General features: G+C 67.2%; 17 protein-coding genes. 16 read left to right on the top strand and 1 reads right to left on the bottom strand.

Going from position 1 to position 16,024, the window contains the following annotated elements:
- Positions 1-121 precede the first annotated feature (121 nt).
- The 15 genes from JYG37_RS21995 to JYG37_RS21925 all read left to right on the top strand — a co-directional run bounded on the left by JYG37_RS21995 (position 122) and on the right by JYG37_RS21925 (position 14,198).
- The gene (locus JYG37_RS21995) at positions 122-439 is read left to right on the top strand and encodes a non-heme iron oxygenase ferredoxin subunit (protein ID WP_050011927.1); all 318 of its coding nucleotides are present in this window, start codon (positions 122-124) and stop codon (positions 437-439) included.
- A gap of 1 nt (position 440) precedes the next feature.
- On the top strand, positions 441-752 hold the full coding sequence (locus JYG37_RS21990) for a recombinase-like helix-turn-helix domain-containing protein (protein WP_050011926.1): 312 nt from the start codon (positions 441-443) through the stop codon (positions 750-752).
- A 63-nt stretch (positions 753-815) separates the two neighbouring features.
- Complete coding sequence (locus tag JYG37_RS21985) at positions 816-1,886, top strand: aromatic ring-hydroxylating dioxygenase subunit alpha (RefSeq protein ID WP_089489495.1); 1,071 nt, start codon at positions 816-818, stop codon at positions 1,884-1,886.
- Positions 1,879-2,649: an SDR family oxidoreductase gene (locus JYG37_RS21980; RefSeq protein WP_089489494.1), complete on the top strand. Its 771-nt coding sequence runs from the start codon at positions 1,879-1,881 to the stop codon at positions 2,647-2,649. The genes JYG37_RS21985 and JYG37_RS21980 overlap by 8 nt, the downstream gene beginning before the upstream one ends.
- 34 nt (positions 2,650-2,683) lie before the next feature.
- A complete protein-coding gene (locus JYG37_RS21975) occupies positions 2,684-3,211 on the top strand; it encodes a cupin domain-containing protein (protein WP_006489904.1) in 528 nt (175 codons plus the stop codon).
- An 18-nt stretch (positions 3,212-3,229) separates the two neighbouring features.
- Positions 3,230-4,132, top strand: coding sequence for an alpha/beta fold hydrolase (locus JYG37_RS21970; RefSeq protein WP_050011923.1), 903 nt, complete (start codon positions 3,230-3,232; stop codon positions 4,130-4,132).
- Positions 4,129-4,989 (top strand): IclR family transcriptional regulator, encoded by an 861-nt coding sequence (locus JYG37_RS21965; protein ID WP_050011922.1) that lies wholly within the window; start codon positions 4,129-4,131, stop codon positions 4,987-4,989. Before JYG37_RS21970 ends, JYG37_RS21965 begins: the two co-directional genes overlap by 4 nt.
- Positions 4,986-5,783, top strand: a complete 798-nt coding sequence (locus JYG37_RS21960) for an SDR family oxidoreductase (RefSeq protein WP_050011921.1) — start codon at positions 4,986-4,988, stop codon at positions 5,781-5,783. The genes JYG37_RS21965 and JYG37_RS21960 overlap by 4 nt, the downstream gene beginning before the upstream one ends.
- Positions 5,776-7,443 (top strand): thiamine pyrophosphate-binding protein, encoded by a 1,668-nt coding sequence (locus JYG37_RS21955; RefSeq protein ID WP_124592919.1) that lies wholly within the window; start codon positions 5,776-5,778, stop codon positions 7,441-7,443. The genes JYG37_RS21960 and JYG37_RS21955 overlap by 8 nt, the downstream gene beginning before the upstream one ends.
- Positions 7,436-8,257, top strand: coding sequence for an aspartate dehydrogenase (locus JYG37_RS21950; RefSeq protein WP_050011919.1), 822 nt, complete (start codon positions 7,436-7,438; stop codon positions 8,255-8,257). The genes JYG37_RS21955 and JYG37_RS21950 overlap by 8 nt, the downstream gene beginning before the upstream one ends.
- A 71-nt stretch (positions 8,258-8,328) precedes the next feature.
- On the top strand, positions 8,329-9,819 hold the full coding sequence (locus JYG37_RS21945; protein WP_213346390.1) for an aldehyde dehydrogenase: 1,491 nt from the start codon (positions 8,329-8,331) through the stop codon (positions 9,817-9,819).
- Between the two features lie 18 nt (positions 9,820-9,837).
- Positions 9,838-10,800, top strand: coding sequence for a VOC family protein (locus JYG37_RS21940; protein ID WP_089489492.1), 963 nt, complete (start codon positions 9,838-9,840; stop codon positions 10,798-10,800).
- The gene (locus JYG37_RS21935; protein ID WP_213346388.1) at positions 10,797-12,041 is read left to right on the top strand and encodes an NAD(P)/FAD-dependent oxidoreductase; all 1,245 of its coding nucleotides are present in this window, start codon (positions 10,797-10,799) and stop codon (positions 12,039-12,041) included. Before JYG37_RS21940 ends, JYG37_RS21935 begins: the two co-directional genes overlap by 4 nt.
- 37 nt (positions 12,042-12,078) lie before the next feature.
- Positions 12,079-13,479: an MFS transporter gene (locus JYG37_RS21930; RefSeq protein WP_050011915.1), complete on the top strand. Its 1,401-nt coding sequence runs from the start codon at positions 12,079-12,081 to the stop codon at positions 13,477-13,479.
- A gap of 170 nt (positions 13,480-13,649) precedes the next feature.
- Positions 13,650-14,198 carry a GNAT family N-acetyltransferase gene (locus tag JYG37_RS21925; RefSeq protein ID WP_050011914.1) on the top strand — a complete coding sequence of 183 codons (549 nt, stop codon included), beginning with the start codon at positions 13,650-13,652 and terminating at the stop codon, positions 14,196-14,198.
- Between the two features lie 193 nt (positions 14,199-14,391).
- Here the strand turns inward: JYG37_RS21925 and JYG37_RS21920 are convergent, their stop codons facing one another.
- The gene (locus JYG37_RS21920) at positions 14,392-15,294 is read right to left on the bottom strand and encodes a hypothetical protein (RefSeq protein WP_213346386.1); all 903 of its coding nucleotides are present in this window, start codon (positions 15,292-15,294) and stop codon (positions 14,392-14,394) included.
- 312 nt (positions 15,295-15,606) lie between these two features.
- On the opposite strand from JYG37_RS21920, the gene JYG37_RS21915 reads away from it, so the two are divergent.
- Positions 15,607-16,020: a PPC domain-containing DNA-binding protein gene (locus tag JYG37_RS21915; protein WP_050011912.1), complete on the top strand. Its 414-nt coding sequence runs from the start codon at positions 15,607-15,609 to the stop codon at positions 16,018-16,020.
- Positions 16,021-16,024: the final 4 nt, after the last annotated feature.

Here is a 16,024-nt window from a genome sequence, read left to right as displayed (position 1 = left end):
ACATGCAGCTTTTTATTTTACTCGTGGAAAGTCGCTCCTATAATCACCATCCATAAACTGACGTTCCTAATATGGAACAAATGGGAACAAACCGAGAATCGATCAGAAGGAAGGGTGCGAGATGTCTGAACAATGGGTTTGCGCCGGCCACGCCGGCGCGCTGTCGGAAGACACGCCGATCGAGTTCAAGCGGACCGACGGCGTGGAAATCGGGATCTACCGCGTCGGCGACGACGTGTATGCGCTCGAGAACGTGTGCCCGCATGCGTACGCGCTGCTGACGCAGGGGTTCGTCGACGAGGGCACGGTGGAATGCCCGCTGCACGAAGCCGTGTTCGACATCAAGACGGGCGCATGCCTGAAGGGCCCGGGCGGGCGTGCGCTGAAGCAGTACGCGGTGCGTCTGGCCGGTGAAGAAATCCAGATCAAGGTGGAATGACATGAAAGAAGCGACCGTCAATTTCAATCCCTTCCTGAAGCCGTGGGTGGCGCCGCAGCCGAACAACGTCGCGGGCAAGGGGCAGATCGAGATTCCGGGGCAGGTCGAGAACCAGGTCTGGCAGAACCGCAAGGCCGAACCGACGCAGTACGAGAACGACCTCGGCGATGCGCTCGAACGCGTGTTCGAGAGCGGCGCGACCGAGCTGGACGACGTCGTCGCGGGCCTGAACCGCATCGGCTTTCGCGCGCCGGACGGCACGATTTGGACACCTGAGCGTTTCCGCGCCGAAATGGCCTCGCTGGCGGAATGAACGCACCGACCGCGCCGCGCGCCTGAGCGGCGGCCCGACGACAACCGCATCCGGAGCACACTGATGACGTCCCCCGACCAACACGAAACCCAACACGACGCGGTCCGCGACTATCTCGACCGCGGCATCAAGAACTACTGGTATCCCGTCGCGCCGAGCTGGCAGGTGTCGAACGCGCCCGTCGGCCTCACGCGCCTGTCCGAGCAGATCGTGCTGTGGCGCGATCACGAAGGAAAGGTCCACGCGCTGGAAGATCGCTGCCCGCACCGCGGCGCGCGCCTGTCGCTCGGCTGGAACCTCGGCGGCAACATCGCGTGCTGGTATCACGGCATCGAAGTAGACGGCGGCGGCACGGTCAATCGCGTGCCGGCCGTGTCGAACTGTCCGCTCGAAGGCACGAAGTGCGTGAAGTCGTATCCGGTCGAAGAGAAGGCCGGCGCGATCTTCCTGTGGTTCGGCGACGAAGCGCACGGCGAGCCGGCCGCGCTGAACCTGCCGGAAGAGCTGGTCGCCGATGAATACGCGCACTTCCTGTGCGTGTCGAACTGGAAGTGCAATTACCAGTATGCGATCGACAACGTGATGGACCCGATGCACGGCGCGTATCTGCATGCGACGTCGCACTCGATGGCCGAAGGCGACAAGCAGGCCGACATGCGCGTGCGCAAGACGGACACGGGCCTGATGTTCGAGAAGATCGGCCAGCGCGACGTGAACTTCGACTGGGTCGAGCTCGGCGAAACCGGCTGCCTGTGGATGCGCCTCGCGATTCCGTACAAGCAGAAGTTCGGCCCCGGCGGCAACTTCGGGATCATCGGTTTCGCGACGCCGGTCGACGGCGACCACTGTCAGGTCTACTTCTGGCGTACCCGCAAGGTCGGCGGCTGGCAGCGCGACGTGTGGCGCTTCATGTACCGCAACCGCCTCGAGGGCCTGCACTGGGACGTGCTCGAGCAGGATCGCTACGTCCTCGAAAGCCTCGCGCCGCATGCGCGCGATCACGAATACCTGTACCAGCACGACGTCGGCATCACGCGCGTGCGCCGGATGCTGCGCCAGCGTGCGCAGGAGCATCTGTCCGCGCTCGACGCGCATCGCGCGGCCCACGCCGCTTCGGAGCCCGCGAATGGCTGAGCTCGCTCCCGTCGTGGCGCTGCCCGGTCGCCGCGTGCTCGTCACGGGCGGCGCGCGCGGTCTCGGCGCCGCCTTCGTGAAGGCGCTGGTCGAGGCGGGCGCGCAGGTCGCGTTCGGCGACGTGCTGATCGAAGAGGGCCGCGCGCTGGCCGCGCAGCTCGCGCAAGCCGGCCACACCGCGCATTTCTTCGCGCTCGACCTGGCTGACCCGGCCAGTATCGACGCGTTCGTCGCGCAGGGCGCGGCGGCGCTCGGCGGCATCGACGCGCTGATCAACAACGCGGCGATCACGAACTCGGGCGGCAAGCTCTCGACGGAGCTCGACGTGTCGACGTGGGATGCCGTGATGAACGTGAACGTGCGCGGCGTGTGGCTCGTCAGCAATGCGGCGCTGCCGCATCTCGCGCAATCGGGCCGCGGCGCGATCGTGAACCTCGCATCGGACACCGCGCTGTGGGGCGCGCCGAAGCTGCTCGCCTACGTCGCGAGCAAGGGCGCGGTGATCGCGATGACGCATGCGCAGGCACGCGAATTCGGCGCGCACGGCGTGACGGTCAACGCGATCGCGCCGGGGCTGACCGAAGTCGAGGCGACCGCCTGCGTGCCGGCCGAACGGCATGCGTTCTACCTGCAGGGCCGTGCGCTGGCACGCACGCAGGTGCCCGACGACGTGACGGGCCCCGTGCTGTTCCTGCTGTCGGACGGCGCGCGTTTCGTGACGGGTCAACTGCTGCCGGTGAACGGCGGCTTCGTAATGAACTGATTTGAAGTTTTCACTCGAAATGAAGGAGAGGACGATGGCGGACGCCGATCTCGAACGCAAGTCGTGGGACCAGCCGGAAGGCGCAAGCTTCAACGACTGGATGGAAGGGCGCGTCGCGCGCTACGCGACGCGGCGCTACGACTGGGACGCACTGAAGTTCCAGGCCGACTACGACCCGAAGTACCGCCGTGCGCAGATGCGCTATGTCGGCACGGGCGGCACGGGCGTCGCGAAGGACGTCAACACGGTGCCGGCCGGCAACTTCACGTTCTCGACGATGGTGATCCCGGCCGGCAACATCGGCCCGAGCCACATCCATATCGACGTCGAGGAAATCTTCTTCGTGCTGCGCGGCAAGATGAAGGTGATCTGCGAGCGCGACGGCGAGACCTGGGAAGCGATCCTCGGCGAGCGCGACCTGATCTCGGTGCCGCCGGGCGTGTATCGGACGGAAATCAACATCGGCGAGGAAGATGCGCTGATGTGCGTGATGCTCGGTTCGTCGAAGCCGATCACGCCGACGTATCCGCCCGATTCGCCGCTCGCGAAGATCAAGCGTTGAGACGGAGCCGGTGAAGCAATGAGTGTCATCGACAAACGCGAACGTGAACGCGACCGCACCGCGGCGTTCGCCGCGCTGCTCGGGCAGTTTCCCGAGCAGCGTTGCGAAGCCGGCGCGGCGGGCACGATCGGCTACCGGGAGGCCGGCGCGCAGCACGCGGGCCGCACGCTGCCCGTCGTGCTGCTGCACGGGATCGGCTCGGGCGCCGCATCGTGGGTCCGCCAGCTCGACACGCTCGGCGCGTCGCGCCGCGTGCTCGCGTGGGATGCGCCCGGTTACGGTGTGTCGACGCCGGTGCGCGGCGCGTCGCCGGCCGCCGCCGATTACGCGGCGTCGCTGAACGCGTGGCTCGACGCACTCGGCATCGAACGCTGCGTGCTGGTCGGGCATTCGCTCGGCGCGATCATCGCGGGCGGGTTGGCGCGCGTGATGCCCGCGCGGATCGCCGGCCTGCTGCTGATTTCGCCCGCGGGCGGCTACGGCGGCGCACCGGCCGACACGCGCGAATCGCGCCGCGACGCGCGGCTCGCGATGCTCGCGGAACTCGGCCCGGCCGGGCTCGCCGAGCAGCGCAGCGGCAACATGCTGTCCGGTTTCGCGAACGAGGAGGCGCGGGCGTGGGTGCGCTGGAACATGGCGCGCATCGTGCCGGCCGGCTATGCGCAGGCCACGCATCTGCTCGCGAACGCCGATCTCGCGGCCGATCTCGCCGGCTTTCGCGGCCGCATCGCCGTGGCCGTCGGCGCGAACGATGCGATCACGCCGCCCGCTGCATGCGAGCGGATCGCCGCGGCCGCGCACGTCGGGCTGCAGGTGATTCCGCAGGCAGGGCACGCCGGTTATGTGGAAGCGCCGGCAGTCTATTCCGCGCTGATCGACGGCTTCTGCCGCCAGTGCGATGGTCAACGGGGGCGGGAATGAGCGAACCGTTGCAACACCAGCAGGACGCGGACAATGCGAAGACCGAAGCCGGCTACGTGGTGCCGGGCCTCGAACGCGGGCTGCGCATCCTCGCCGAATTCTCGCCGCGCGAGCCCGTGCTCGGCGCGCCCGAACTGTCGAAACGGCTCGGCATTCCGCGCACGACGGTGTTCCGTCTGTTGCAGACGCTCGAATCGCTCGGCTTTCTCGAACGTGCGGACAAGGATCGCAACTACAAGCTCGGCATCGCCGTGCTGCGGCTCGGCTTCGAATACCTGAGCTCGCTGGAATTGACCGATCTCGGCCTGCCGGTGATCGAGAGCCTGCGCGATGCGACCGGCTTCACGACGCATATCGTGATTCGCGACGGCCGCGACGTGGTGTTCGTCGCGAAGGCGCAGAGCCAGTCGCCGGTGTTCAGCTCGATTCGCGTGAACGTCGGTACGCGGCTGCCCGCGCATGCAACGACGCACGGCCACGTGCTGATGGGCGACCTGTCGCTGAACGAACTGCACGCGCTGTATCCGGAAGGCGCGCTGAACCGGATGACGAGCGCGACGCCGGAGACGGTCGACGCGCTGTACGAAGTGATTCGCGAGGATGCGCTGCGCGGCTACGGCGTCAGCAATTCGTCGTTCGAGCGCGGGATCTCGGTCGTCACGGCGCCGGTGCGCAACGAGACGCAGAAGATCGTCGCGTGCATCACGGTGACGGTGCCGAGGCCGGAGATCGATGCGGCGCTGATCGCGGACGGACTGATCGACAAGGTGCAGCGCGCGGCGGCGGAATTGTCGCGGCGGCTCAATTACCGCTCGGATGACGAGCACACGTTCATGAAGGCTTTAGGACTCCGATGATTGAGATCGATCTGACCGGGCAAGTAGCGGTGGTGACGGGCGGTTCGTCCGGCATCGGCCTCGCGACGGCCGAACGGTTCCTGCAGGCCGGTGCGTCGGTCGCGATTTGCGGCCGCGATGGCGAACGCCTCGCACGCGCCGAAGCGGTGCTGCGCGACAAGTACGCGGATGCCCAACTGCTGACCGCACGCTGCGACGTGCTCGACGAAGCCGACGTGACTGCATTCGCGCAAGCGGTGTCCGCCCGTTTCGACCGCGCCGACATGCTGGTCAACAACGCCGGCCAGGGCCGCGTGTCGACCTTCGCCGACACGACCGACGACGCGTGGCGCGAAGAACTCGAGCTGAAGTACTTCAGCATCATTCGCCCGACGCGCGCGTTCCTGCCGCTGCTGCGCGAGGCGGCCGCGCCGTCGATCACCTGCGTGAACTCGCTGCTCGCGCTGCAGCCGGAGCCGCACATGGTCGCGACGTCGTCGGCGCGCGCCGGCGTGCTGAGCCTCGTGAAATCGCTCGCGACCGAACTCGCGCCGCAGCGCATCCGCGTGAACTCGATCCTGATCGGCATCGTCGAGTCGGGGCAGTGGCGCCGCCGCCATGAAGCGCAGGCGCAGCCCGGCGAAAGCTGGGAGGACTGGACGAGCGCGCTCGCCCGCAAGAAGAACATTCCGCTGAATCGCTTCGGCAAGCCCGACGAGGCGGCCTGGGCCCTTTTTTATCTCGCAACGCATCTGTCGTCCTACACGACGGGCAGCCATATCGACGTTTCTGGAGGCTTTGCACGCCATGTCTAAAAAAACCACGGTTGGCGAGCTGATTGCCGCCTTTCTCGAGCAGTGCGGCGTGAAAACCGCGTTCGGCGTCATCTCGATCCACAACATGCCGATCCTCGACGCAATCAACTCGCGCGGCAACATCCGGTATGTCGGTGCACGCGGTGAAGCCGGTGCATTGAACATGGCCGACGGGCTGGCCCGCGTGTCGGGCGGCCTCGGCGTCGCGTTCACGAGCACCGGCACGGCGGCGGGCAACGCGGCCGGCGCGATGGTCGAGGCACTGACGGCCGGCACCGCGCTGCTGCACATCACCGGGCAGATCGAGACGCCGTACCTCGACCAGGATCTCGCGTACATCCACGAAGCGCCCGACCAGTTGTCGATGCTCGACTCGATCTCGAAGGCCGCGTTCCGCGTGCGCACGGTCGAAACGGTGCTGCCGACGATCCGCGAAGCCGTGCGCGTCGCGCAGACCGCGCCGACGGGCCCCGTGTCGGTCGAGATTCCGATCGACATCCAGGCAGCCGAAATCGAATGGCCGGAAGACCTCGCACCGGCGCACGTTGCGGTGCGCGAGCACGACGAAGCACGCGTCGCGAAGCTCGCCGACGCGCTCGCGGCCAAGCGCCGCCCGCTGCTGTGGCTCGGCGGCGGCGCGCGCCATGCACGCGACGAGGTCGAACGCCTCGTGAAGCTCGGCTTCGGCGTCGTGACGAGCGTGCAGGGCCGCGGCGTGCTGCCGGAAGATCACCCGGCGACGCTCGGCGCGTTCAACGTGCATGCGTCGGTCGAGGCGTTCTACAAGACCTGCGACGCGCTCGTCGTGGTCGGCTCGCGCTTGCGCGGCAACGAAACGCTGAAGTACAAGCTTGCGCTGCCGCAGCCGTTGTTCCGCGTCGATGCCGATGCGCTCGCCGACAACCGTGGCTATCGCAACGCGCTGTTCGTGCACGGCGATTCGAAGCGCGTGCTGGCGGAGCTGGCCGACCGCCTCGAAGGCCGTCTGTCGGTCGATCCGCAATTCGCGGCCGATCTCGCGGCGGCCCGCGAGGACGCGGTGGCCGATGTGGCGAAAGGCCTCGGGCCGTACAAGAAGCTCGTCGACACGCTGCAAGGCGCCGTTGGCCGCGACTACAACTGGGTGCGCGACGTGACGATCTCGAACAGCACGTGGGGCAACCGCCTGCTGAAGATCTTCGAGCCGCGCGCGGGCGTGCATGCGCTCGGCGGCGGCATCGGCCAGGGCATCCAGATGGGCATCGGCGCGGCGCTGGCCGGTTCGGCGGCGAAGACGGTCTGCCTCGTCGGCGACGGCGGCCTGATGGTCAACGTCGGCGAACTGGTGACGGCCGTGCAGGAAAACGCGAACGTGATGATCGTGCTGATGAACGACCAGTGCTACGGCGTGATCCGCAACATCCAGGACGCGCACTACGGCGGTCGCCGCTGCTTCGTGCAACTGCACCAGCCCGATTTCGCGCAGTTCTGCGCGAGCTTCGGCCTCACGCACTACCGGATCACGTCGCTCGACCAGGCCGAAGCGATCGTCCGCGAAGGGATCGCGAAGGAAGGGCCGGTGATGGTCGAGGTCGACATGCTGTCGGTCGGCTCGTTCGCGTCTGCGTTTGCGGGCCCGCCGGTCAAGAAGGAAGCGCCGACGGAGCGCCAGTATGCGTAACGGGCACAAGCGGGCACCCGTCGACGTCGCGATGATCGGCTTCGGCGCGATCGGCGCAGCCGTGTACCGCGCGGTCGAGCACGATGCGTCGCTGCACGTCGCGCACGTGATCGTGCCGGAGCATCAGCGCGACGCAGTGCAGCGCGAGCTTGGCAGTGCGGTGGAGGTCGTGTCGTCGGTCGACGCGCTGGCCCGCCGCCCCGGGTTCGCGCTCGAATGCGCGGGCCACAGCGCGCTCGTCGATCACGTCGTGCCGTTGCTGAAGGCCGGCACCGACTGCGCGGTCGCGTCGATCGGCGCGCTGTCCGACCTCGCGCTCCTCGACGTGCTGTCGCAGGCCGCCGACGAAGGTGGCGCCACCGTGACGCTGCTGTCCGGCGCAATCGGCGGCATCGACGCGCTGGCGTCGGCGAAGCAGGGGGGGCTCGACGAAGTGCTGTACGTCGGCCGCAAGCCGCCGCTCGGCTGGCTCGACACGCCGGCCGAGGCGCTGTGCGACCTGCACGCGATGAGCGAGGAAAAGGTGATCTTCGAAGGCACCGCGCGCGACGCCGCGCGGCTGTATCCGAAGAACGCGAACGTCGCGGCGACGGTGGCGCTCGCGGGCCTCGGCCTCGACGCGACGCACGTGCGCCTGATCGCCGATCCGGCCGTCGAGCGCAACGTGCACCGCATCACCGCGCGCGGCGCATTCGGCGAGATGTCGCTGGAAATGAGCGGCAAGCCGCTGCCCGACAACCCGAAGACGTCCGCGCTGACCGCGTACAGCGCGATTCGCGCGCTGCGCAACCGCGCGGCCTGCTGCGTGATCTGAGCGGACCATCGAGCGTCCGCCCGGTCACGGTGAGGGCGGATGTGCAGAGACAGATTTGTGGGACTTGTGACATGACTCCTTTCGATACGAGCCTCGTGCCCGACGGCAACATCCTGATCGGCGGCGAGTGGCGGCGCGGCCGAGGCGCGCCGTACGCGAGCATCTATCCGGCCGACCAGTCGCTGAACATGGAAGTGTCGACGGCGAACGCGGAAGACGCGGCCGACGCCGTCGCGGCCGCCGACGCCGCATGGCGCCGCGCCGACTGGGCCGGGCTGAAGCCGCACCAGCGCGCGCAGGTGCTGTACCGGATCGCCGACCTGATCATGCAGCGTCACGAGGCGCTCGCGAACCTGCAGCGCCGCGACAACGGCAAGCCGATCGCCGAGACGCACATGCTGGTGGCCAGCGCGGCGAACACATTCCGCTATTTCGCGGCGTGCCTCGAAACGCTCGACGAAGAGCTGACGCCGTCGCGCGGCGACTACCTGACGATGAGCGTGTACGAGCCGATCGGCGTGATCGCGGCGATCACGCCGTGGAACTCGCCGATCGCATCCGATGCGCAGAAACTCGCGCCGGCGCTGGCCGGCGGCAACGCGGTGGTGCTCAAGCCGGCCGAGGTCACGCCGCTCGTGTCGCTCGCGTTGGCGCGCATTTGCGAGGAAGCCGGCGTGCCGAAGGGCGTGCTGAGCGTGCTGCCGGGCAAGGGCTCGGTGATCGGCGACGTGCTCGTGCGTCATCCGCTGGTGAAGAAGGTGTCGTTCACCGGCGGCACCGAAGTGGGCCGCGGCATTGCCCGCATCGCCGCCGAGAAACTGATGCCCGTATCGCTCGAACTCGGCGGCAAGTCGCCGACGATCGTATGCGACGACGCCGATCTCGACCACGCGGTCAACGGCGTGCTGTACGGGATCTTCAGCTCGTCGGGCGAAGCGTGCATCGCCGGCTCGCGGCTGTTCGTGCAACGTTCGGTGTACGACGCATTCATGAAGCGTTTGGTGGCCGGCGCACGCAAGCTGCGCGTGGGCGACCCGACGCGGCCCGACACGCAGATGGGGCCGCTGATCACCGCGAAGCATCGCGAATCGGTGGAGCGCTATGTGGCGCTCGGTCTCGAGGAAGGCGGCCGTCTGCTGTGCGGCGGCGAGCGGCCGTCGGGCGACGGGCGCGAGCACGGCTTCTTCTATCAGCCGACGATTCTCGAAGGCCTGCCGAACAGCGCGCGCATCTGCCAGGAAGAAATCTTCGGGCCCGTGCTCGTCGCGATGCCGTTCGACGACGAAGCGTCGCTGATCGCGCAGGCGAACGACAGCGTGTTCGGCCTGGCGGCCGGCATCTGGACGCGCGACTACAAGCGGGCGTGGCGCCTCGCGCGTGCGCTGGAAACGGGCACCGTCTGGATCAATACGTACAAGCTGTTCTCGATCTCCACGCCGTTCTCGGGCTGGAAGGAGAGCGGGATGGGCCGCGAGAAAGGGCGTCTCGGCATCCGCGAATACATGCAGCAGAAGAGCCTCTACTGGGGCTTGAACGACGCGCCGCTGCCGTGGGCGAACTGAGCGAAGGGGAATGACGCAATGAGCATCTTGGGAATCGAGCAGATCACGTACGGTGTCGACGATCTCGCGACGTGCCGGCGCTTTTTCGCCGACTGGGGCTTGAAGGAAGTCGCGCATGACGACACGCGTGCGCGTTTCGAGACGCTGAACGGTTGCACCGTGCTCGTCGTGAAGGCCGACGATCCGTCGCTTCCGCCTGCGTTCGAAGCGGGGCCGACGTTGCGGGAAGTCACGTGGGGCGTCGCGACGCGGCGCGAATTCGACGCACTGCGCACGAAGCTGGCCGGTCAGCCCGGCTACTACGCACAGGACGATGCGGTCGGCTGTATCGACCCGAACGGGATGGCGATTCGCGTCGAAGTCACGCGCAAGCGCGCACTCGACCTCACGGGCTCGCCGTCGAACGTGTGGGGCCAGACGCTGCGCGTCGACCAGCCGAGCCCGATTTACGCGCGCGCGGAGCCGGTCGAAGTCGGGCACGTCGTGTTCTTCACGAATTGCCTCGACGCACAGGAAACGTTCTATCACGAGCTGCTCGGCTTCGAGACGTCGGATCGCTATCCGGGCCGCGGCGCGTTCATGCGCTGCGCGCCGCACGGCGGCCATCACGACCTGTTCCTGCTCGCGCTGCCGAATGGCAAGCGCGGCCTGAACCACGTCGCGTTCACCGTGCGCGACATCCACGAAGTGTTCGGCGGCGGCATGCACATCGACCGCTGCGGTTGGGAAACGCAACTCGGCCCGGGGCGTCATCCGGTGTCGTCCGCGTACTTCTGGTATTTCCAGAACCCGGCCGGCGCGCTGATCGAGTACTACGCGGACGAAGACGTGCTGACGCCCGAATGGCAGCCGCGCGAATTCGAACCGGGCCCGACCGTGTTCGCCGAGTGGGCCGTCGACGGCGGCCTCGACGGCAACACGCGCCGGCAGAAGAACGCGAAGGCGCCGGAAGGCAAGTTCATGACGGAGCGCAAATCTTGAACGAAGCAAACACACAGGAGCAGGCCGCGCCGGGCACGGTCGTCGTGATCGGCGGCGGCCAGGCGGCCGGCTGGGTACTGAAGACGTTGCGCGCGCAAGGGTACGCGGGCCGCCTCGTGATGATCGCCGACGAGCCGCACCTGCCGTACGAGCGCCCGCCGCTGTCGAAGGCCGTGCTGGCCGGCGACGCCGACATCGAAACCGTGCGCGTGGTGCGTCCTGACGAATTCGACGCGCTGAACGTGGAAGCATGGCAGCCGGAACGCGCCGCATCGATCGACCGCGCGCGCCGCGTCGTGACAACCGAAAGCGGCCGCGAGATCGAATACGACCGCCTCGTGATCGCGACCGGCGGCACGTCGCGCCGCCTGCCGGACGCACTCGTGAGGACCCCGAACCTGCACTACCTGCGCACGCTCGACGAAGCGGCCGCGCTCGGCGAGAAGCTGCGTGCGAGCCGGCGCGTGCTCGTGATCGGCGGCGGCTGGATCGGCCTCGAAGTCGCGGCGACCGCGCGCAAGCTCGGCGTTGAGGCGGTCGTGGTCGAAGGCGCGCCGCGCCTGTGCGGTCGCTCGGTGCCGCAGGTCGTGTCGGACTTCCTGCTCGACCTGCATCGCTCGAACGGTGTCGACGTGCGGCTCGGCGCGGCACTCGCGTCGCTCGATGTGGAGCCTGGCGACGCATCGAAGGTGCGCGCGACGCTCGCCGACGGCACGACGATCGACGCCGACTTCGCGGTGGCCGGCATCGGCCTCGCGCTGAACGCGTCGCTCGCGAGCGATGCGGGGCTCGCGGTCGACGACGGCATCGTCGTCGACGAATACGGCGCGACCAGCGACCCGGCGATCTTCGCGTGCGGTGACGTCGCGAACCATCACAACGGCTGGCTGAAACGGCGCGTGCGGCTCGAATCGTGGGCGAACGCGCAGAACCAGGCGATCGCGGCGGCGAAGGCCGTGCTCGGCGAGCGTGCACCGTACGCGGAGATTCCGTGGTTCTGGTCCGATCAGTACGACGTGAACCTGCAGATCCTCGGCGATCTGCCGGCCGATGCGCAGCTCGTCGTGCGCGGCGATCTCGCCGCGCGTCGTGCGACGCTGTTTTTTGTGGGCGACGGGCATGTGAGAGGTGTCATCGCCGTGAACAACGCGCGTGAGCTGAAGCTCGCGCGCAAGTGGATGAACCAGGGCCGGGCAGTGGATACGGAAGCCCTGGCAGACACGACCCAAGCGCTTGCCTGACCGGCTCGACCGGAAAGAGACCCAGGAGACACCCCGCATGAGCACTTTCGACAACGTCGTGGCCGGTCGCGCCACGATGGAAGCTGCCGCCTCCACGCCCGGCGCGATCATCGCGCGGCTCGAGCGGCTTCCGGCCAACGCGATGCAGATCCGCGCGCGCGTGCTGATCGGCACCGCGACGTTCTTCGACGGCTTCGACGTGATCACGATCGCGGCGACGCTGCCGCTGCTGATTCACAAGTGGGGGCTGTCGCCGACGCAGATCGGCATGCTGATCGCGTCCGGCGCGATCGGCCAGCTGATCGGCGCATTCCTGTTTCCCGCCCTTGCGGAAAAGCATGGCCGCGTGAAAGCGATCGCATGGAGTTCGGCCGTGATCGGCATCACGAGCATCGCGTGCGGTTTCGCGCCGACGTTCGAGATATTCGTACTGCTGCGGATTCTGCAGGGGCTCGGGCTCGGCGGCGAGTTGCCGGTCGCGGCCACGTACATCAACGAGATCACGCGCGCGCATGGCCGAGGCCGTTTCGTGCTGCTGTACGAGATCGTGTTCCCGATCGGCCTGCTCGTGTCGATGGCGCTCGGTGCGTGGCTCGTGCCGCGCTTTGGCTGGGAGATCATGTACTTCGTCGGCGGGCTGCCGCTGATCCTGTCGCTCGTGCTCACGCACCTCGTGCCCGAATCGCCGCGCTGGCTCGCGTCGCGCGGGCGGCTCGCGGAAGCCGGGCGCGCGGTCGGCGTGTTCGAAGGATCGGTGCGCGGCGAACTGCCGCCGGTCACGCAGGTGGCCGCGTTCGACGAGATGGTGCGCCAGCATCCGAAGCGCCGGATGAGCGACCTGTTCAGCGCCGCATATCGCAAGCGCACGCTCGCGGTGGCGACGTTGTGGGCGACCTGCGGGTTCATCCAGTACGGGTTGTCGACATGGCTGCCGACGATCTACAAGAACTTCTATCATGCGCCGCTGCAGCTCGCGCTGAACCTCGCGGTGATCGGCTCGGTGATGGGCGTGCTCGGTTCGCTGGCGTCCGCGCTGCTGGTCGACAAGCTCGGCCGCAAGCCGGTGATCGTGTGGTCGTTCGTGTTGTGCGCGCTGTCGCTCGCGCTCGCCGGCATCTATCACGCGTCGTCGGTGTACGTGGTCGCGATCTTCTGCTCGCTGTCGCTCGGGCTGATGGCGTCCGGGTTCATTACCGCGTACGTCTATACGCCCGAGCAGTATCCGACGAGCATCCGCGCGTCGGGCTGCGGGCTCGGCAGCGCGTGGCTGAAGATCGCGTCGTTCGCGGCGCCGATGATCGTGCCGCACGCGATCATCGGCGGAAACCTCGCGCCGGCGTTCTACCTGATCGGCGTGGTGCCGCTGATCGCGGCGCTGACCGTGCACTTCGTCGGAATCGAGACGAAGGGGAAGGTGCTGGAGGCGCTCGAGGCGTAAGCGGGGCCGGCAGTAACGGATGAGGTGCTCAGGCCCGGGGATGTTCGCCCGGGTCTGTCCATTTCGCGGCGATTCGGTCGTTCGATGTCGAGCGTTGCAAACGGGCGCCATGGTTGCCGCGCGGCTCGCGTGGTCTAATGCACGGTCCCGATTTTCATCAGACCGCTGCCATGCCCCTGTTCGAACCCGTCACGCTGAATACCTCCCGCCTCGTGCTGCGGCCGCTTCGCGACGCCGACGCACCGGCGTTCTTCGAGATCTGGTCCGATGCGGAAGCGATGCGCTATTTCTCGTTCTCGCCGATGACGCAGATCGAGCAGGCCGAGGCGCGCGTCGCGCGCAACGTGCAGACGTCCGTGAGCGGGGAGAGCCTGACCTGCGTGCTCGAACTGCGGGAAACCGGCGAAGCGCTCGGCGAGTGCGTGTTGTTCCACGCTAACGCGCAATGCCGACGCGCCGAGATCGGCTTTAGCCTGCGGCGCGCGTTCTGGCGCGGCGGATACATGCGCGAAGCGGCGTCGGCCATGATCGATCATGCGTTCGACACGCTGCGGCTGAACCGGCTCGAGGCCGATATCGATCCGCGCAACGTCGCGTCGGCGCGGCTGCTCGAACGGCTGGGTTTCGTCCGGGAAGGGCTGCTGCGCGAACGCTGGATCGTCGGCGACGAAGTGTCGGATAGCGCGCTGTACGGGTTGCTGGCGCGCGACCGCGGCTGATGCTGCCGCGGCGGCAGTCCATTTTCCGGCGGAGACGATCGCGCACGCGCTGATGCACTCGCGCGGCGCAATCGGATTCGGCCCGCCAAGTTCGATTCGACGGTCGGCGGATGAGGTTGTATTCACAACTTCGCGAGCCAGCCCTCGACCTTGTCTTTCCCGCGAAGCGTTGCAATCCATCGGTCGGCGACGATTACGTCAACGCTCGCCCGGCCGCCACGTCGACAGGCACTTCGCGCTCCAGTGCCTTGGCGGCGAGTTCCTCGACCCAGTCTGCATCGGCGGGATCGACGACGCCATATTGATCCGGCGGAAAAAAAGCATAGTGATGAGCCGCCGCAGCCAGGCGCTCACATTCGGCATGAGACAGCAGGTAGGACGTCACGGTCAATGGCGCCGCTGGTCCACTCCATCTCAATCCGATGCGGATATGGGTGCGTGGCGCCAATGCGATTGCCAATTCTCGCCGCGGGATCAATCGTTTCGTCTCCGAGGGGAACGTTGGCGGCGCGCCCCAACCGTCTGCCGCAATTCGATGATCCAGCACCAGCCAATGACCGGCGGACGTTCGGGCCAGGATCCATTGCCTGACTCCGGTCATGCTGGATTTGAGCTTGCCGTCGATCCATTCCTCGACGTAGAGGGGTTCCGGATCGTAGTCGTCCGACCACACGACGATTGCCGAGCATAGCGTATGGCGCTCCAATTCGACATGCCCGTTGGACGGCATTTCACGCCAGTACCGCTGTCGGGTGCCGTACGTCGCGACGCACCAGTTCAGGCCGATCCACGCTGCGATGAAGAGCGCCGTGACCCATATGACGGTGACGGCTGTTTCGCTAACCGCACGATCCATATCGAAGGCCGGATCGACCGTTCCGCGGTATGCAAGCATACCCAGCAAATACGCGAGCATCGGGATCGCAGGCCCGACTGCGACCGGCATCACCAGAATGGCGAGCCAGCTTCGGACATGCACGCTCCCCACCGACTTGGCGCGCGCACGCTCCTCATCGCTCATTGCCGCGACTTCCCGCGCGGCGATGTCGTCGCTTGGGGTGTGGAACCGCTCATACGTATTCTGGCATTTGGGCATTCGACGGAGCGTTCGGTGAAAGAGGGCGATAAAGCAGGGATTGCCTCGAGGAACTGATTCTTGCATACGTTGGGGTCGGTTTTCATACGGATACGTGTGCGTTCCGTACGTCAACAAACCGATGCGCTGCGGCCGGTGCGAAACCATGCCGCGGATTCCGTATGCGCAGGTCGCTGGAGTCGAGCGGTAGTGGATGAAACGGCGCCAGGAAGACGCCGACGCGCGCGGACTATCGTGAGCGGATGACTTGCCGGATTCACGCGGCGAACGTACGCTTGGCCGATACCGCGACCGACCCACAGGTTCTCGACCATGCAAGCCCATCCTTTGCGTCTTTCTCCCGGCGACGATCTGCGCGGCGCCATCGAGGCAGCGCTACGCCAGCACGAAGCGCATGCGGCCTTCGTGATCCAGGGCATCGGCAGCCTGAGCGTCGCGCAGTTGCGCTTCGCCGGCGTCGATCAGCCGACCGAGCTGCGCGGCGACCTCGAAATCCTGACGCTGGCCGGCTCCGTATCGCCGGACGGCGCACACCTGCATATGTCGATCTCCGATGCAGCCGGCCGCGTGACGGGCGGCCACGTTGCGAGCGGCTGCGTGGTGCGCACGACGGCCGAGATTCTGCTCGCGCTGCTGCCCGCGCATCGTTTCTCGCGCGAACCGGATGCGGGCACCGGCTTCAACGAACTGGTGATCCGTCGCGAGTCGGGCGACGACGCTGCATGAATGG

The organism is Burkholderia sp. LAS2 (assembly GCF_018417615.1).
Taxonomy (GTDB): Bacteria; Pseudomonadota; Gammaproteobacteria; order Burkholderiales; family Burkholderiaceae; genus Burkholderia; species Burkholderia sola.
Note: the sequence above shows the minus strand (reverse complement) of the source record. Positions and strands in the feature narration are given on the sequence as shown.

Excerpts from the sequence above, each read along its gene's own strand:
- JYG37_RS21995 (WP_050011927.1), top strand. The coding sequence starts at position 122 with ATGTCTGAACAATGGGTTTGCGCCGGCCACGCCGGCGCGCTGTCGGAA.
- JYG37_RS21990 (WP_050011926.1), top strand. The coding sequence starts at position 441 with ATGAAAGAAGCGACCGTCAATTTCAATCCCTTCCTGAAGCCGTGGGTG.
- JYG37_RS21985 (WP_089489495.1), top strand. The coding sequence starts at position 816 with ATGACGTCCCCCGACCAACACGAAACCCAACACGACGCGGTCCGCGAC.
- JYG37_RS21980 (WP_089489494.1), top strand. The coding sequence starts at position 1,879 with ATGGCTGAGCTCGCTCCCGTCGTGGCGCTGCCCGGTCGCCGCGTGCTC.
- JYG37_RS21975 (WP_006489904.1), top strand. The coding sequence starts at position 2,684 with ATGGCGGACGCCGATCTCGAACGCAAGTCGTGGGACCAGCCGGAAGGC.
- JYG37_RS21970 (WP_050011923.1), top strand. The coding sequence starts at position 3,230 with ATGAGTGTCATCGACAAACGCGAACGTGAACGCGACCGCACCGCGGCG.
- JYG37_RS21965 (WP_050011922.1), top strand. The coding sequence starts at position 4,129 with ATGAGCGAACCGTTGCAACACCAGCAGGACGCGGACAATGCGAAGACC.
- JYG37_RS21960 (WP_050011921.1), top strand. The coding sequence starts at position 4,986 with ATGATTGAGATCGATCTGACCGGGCAAGTAGCGGTGGTGACGGGCGGT.
- JYG37_RS21955 (WP_124592919.1), top strand. The coding sequence starts at position 5,776 with ATGTCTAAAAAAACCACGGTTGGCGAGCTGATTGCCGCCTTTCTCGAG.
- JYG37_RS21950 (WP_050011919.1), top strand. The coding sequence starts at position 7,436 with ATGCGTAACGGGCACAAGCGGGCACCCGTCGACGTCGCGATGATCGGC.
- JYG37_RS21945 (WP_213346390.1), top strand. The coding sequence starts at position 8,329 with ATGACTCCTTTCGATACGAGCCTCGTGCCCGACGGCAACATCCTGATC.
- JYG37_RS21940 (WP_089489492.1), top strand. The coding sequence starts at position 9,838 with ATGAGCATCTTGGGAATCGAGCAGATCACGTACGGTGTCGACGATCTC.
- JYG37_RS21930 (WP_050011915.1), top strand. The coding sequence starts at position 12,079 with ATGAGCACTTTCGACAACGTCGTGGCCGGTCGCGCCACGATGGAAGCT.
- JYG37_RS21925 (WP_050011914.1), top strand. The coding sequence starts at position 13,650 with ATGCCCCTGTTCGAACCCGTCACGCTGAATACCTCCCGCCTCGTGCTG.
- JYG37_RS21920 (WP_213346386.1), bottom strand. The coding sequence starts at position 15,294 with ATGCCCAAATGCCAGAATACGTATGAGCGGTTCCACACCCCAAGCGAC.
- JYG37_RS21915 (WP_050011912.1), top strand. The coding sequence starts at position 15,607 with ATGCAAGCCCATCCTTTGCGTCTTTCTCCCGGCGACGATCTGCGCGGC.